Raw genomic sequence first — 2,293 nt, 5'->3', positions numbered from 1 at the left:
CGCCTGCAGGGCATCGTCGAGCAGGCACCTTCGGTGCAGGAGCCGGTGTCGTCGCAGCCGCTGGCGCCGGCGGCGACCGTGCATTGGGACGATGTGCACTTCCAGTGGCCGGGCGCCGCACGGCCGGTGCTGCGTGGCCTGCAGCTGACGCTGGCACCGGGCGAGCGCATCGCCATCCGTGGCGACAGCGGCAGCGGCAAGACCACCTTGTCGAGCCTGCTGCTGCGGCTGTGGGATCCGCAGCAGGGGCGGCTGACCTACGGTGGCCAGGACCTGCGCGATGTCGCCCAGGCCGACTGGCACCGGCACCTGGCGTGGCTGCCGCAGAACGCGCCGGTGTTTGCCGGCAGCGTGGCCGCGAACCTGCGGCTGGGCGATCCCGAGGCCAGCGACGAAGCGTTGTGGGCGGTGCTGCAACGGGTACGGCTGGGTGAATGGGCCGAGCGCAACGGCGGCCTGCAGGCGTGGGTGGGCGAGAACGGCGCAACGATGTCGGCCGGCCAGGCGCGTCGCCTGGCGCTGGCCCGCGCGCTGCTGCGCAATGCGCCGATCCTGCTGGTGGATGAGCCCACCGAAGGCCTGGACGTGGATACCGCGCGCGCGCTGCTGCAGGACCTGCCAGCACTGCTGGAAGGGCGCAGCCTGCTGATGATCACCCACGATGACCTGCCCGCGGGTGTGGTGGATGTGCAGTACCGGTTGGTGGACGGGGTGCTGGTCCGCGAACCGCTTCGGTAGATGCCGACCTTGGTCGGCATATCCACGCGTGGCGTGGATCTACAGGGCAGCTACCGCGAAAACGCGCGCAGCATCACCGCGATCGAGGCCACGTTGGYCAGCACGCATAACCAGAACACCCACTGGAACGGCGCCTTGCGATGTTTATGGCGGAACAGCGCCTGGCCGAGCAGCGCGCCGGGCCAGCCGCCGGCAAAGGCCAGCAGCTGCAGCGTGCGTTCGGGCGTCCTCTGCTGTTTTCGCTGCGCTGCGCGCTTGTCGTGCCCATACAGGCCGAACGACACCGCACTGGCCAGCACGCACCATGCGCCCAGCCAGAGCGGAAACACGCCGGTTGCGGTCAAGCCGATCAACGCACCGAACGCGGCCAGTGCGAGATTGCGCCGCCACGCCACTACAGTTCGTCGAGGAAGCCGCGCACGGCCGGGCCGAAACGTTCGAAGTCGACCAGGAACGCGTCATGACCCTGGGGCGATTCCAGGCCGATGAAACGCGCGTCCGCGCCACCAGCGCGCAGGCCATCGGCGACCTGTTGCTGCTGCTGTACAGGGAACAGGATGTCGGTGTTGGCGCCGATSGCCAGTGCCTTGCCGACGCGGATGCTGGCCAGTCCGGCCAGCACATCGCCATCGCCATACTCGGCCAGATCGAACCAGTCCATCGAGCGGCTCAGGTACAGATAGCAGTTGGGGTCGAAGAAACGCACGAACCGGCGCGCATGGCCTTCCAGATAGCTCTCGACCTGGAATTCCAGGCCGAATGGATCATCGTCGGTCTGGTCTGAATCCAGCCGCACGCGACCGAAGCGGCCATCCCATTCCAGCGCCGAGCGGTAGGTGATCACGCCCAGCTTGCGTGCCATGCGCATGCCCGATTCCGGGTATGCCTCATTGTCGTAGTGGCCACCGTTCCAGCGCGGGTCCAGGCGGATCGCYTCGCGCTGCAGCGAACGGATGGCGATSGAGAACGGCAGGGCCTGCGCGCTGCCGGAAATGTTGATATGGCTGCGGGCGATGCCCGGGTGCAGCAGCAACACCGCCAGCGCCGTCATCCCGCCCATCGAATTGCCGATCACGCAGGCGAGTTGTCCGATGCCCAGTGCGCGCACCACGTCGATCGCCGCGCGTGCGCCGTCTTCGATGGACAGTTCCGGGAAATCCAGGCGATACAGCTCGCCGTTGGCCGGATTGATCGAGGCAGGGCCGGTGGAGCCCTTGCAGCTGCCCAGCGAGTTGACGCACACCACGAACCAGCGGTCGGTATCGATCGGTTTGCCGGGGCCGAGCATGGCCTCCCACCAGCCTGGCGCAGGGTTGGCTTCGTTGGCCGCGGCATGCGCATCCGGCGACAGGCCGGTGACGATCAGGATCGCGTTGCTGGCCTCTTCGTCCAGCGCGCCCCAGGTCTCGTAGGCCACGTGCGCGCCGTGCAGGACACCGCCGCGTTTGCACGGAAAGGGCGAGGGCAGGGCATGGAAGCGGGTGCCCGGAGGAATGAATTCGGTCATGCGGCCATTCTAGCGGGGCGGCGTGTACAGCTGGCGACACGCTGGTTT

Annotated in this window: 3 protein-coding genes; 1 reads left to right on the top strand and 2 read right to left on the bottom strand. The window is 67.9% G+C overall.

What is annotated here, in order from left to right:
- A partial coding sequence (locus AC1VAN_RS19000) for an ATP-binding cassette domain-containing protein (protein ID WP_480986462.1) occupies window positions 1–738 on the top strand: 738 nt, incomplete at its 5' end.
- 50 nt (window positions 739–788) lie between these two features.
- Here the strand turns inward: AC1VAN_RS19000 and AC1VAN_RS18995 are convergent.
- Complete coding sequence (locus AC1VAN_RS18995) at window positions 789–1,133, bottom strand: DUF1294 domain-containing protein (protein WP_480986461.1); 345 nt, start codon at window positions 1,131–1,133, stop codon at window positions 789–791.
- Window positions 1,133–2,245, bottom strand: coding sequence for a homoserine O-acetyltransferase MetX (gene metX / locus AC1VAN_RS18990; protein WP_099784813.1), 1,113 nt, complete (start codon window positions 2,243–2,245; stop codon window positions 1,133–1,135). Before metX ends, AC1VAN_RS18995 begins: the two co-directional genes overlap by 1 nt.
- Between the last annotated feature and the right edge of the window lie 48 nt (window positions 2,246–2,293).

It is taken from the genome of Stenotrophomonas sp. 05L44_2, from assembly GCF_056665995.1.
Note: the sequence above shows the minus strand (reverse complement) of the source record. Positions and strands in the feature narration are given on the sequence as shown.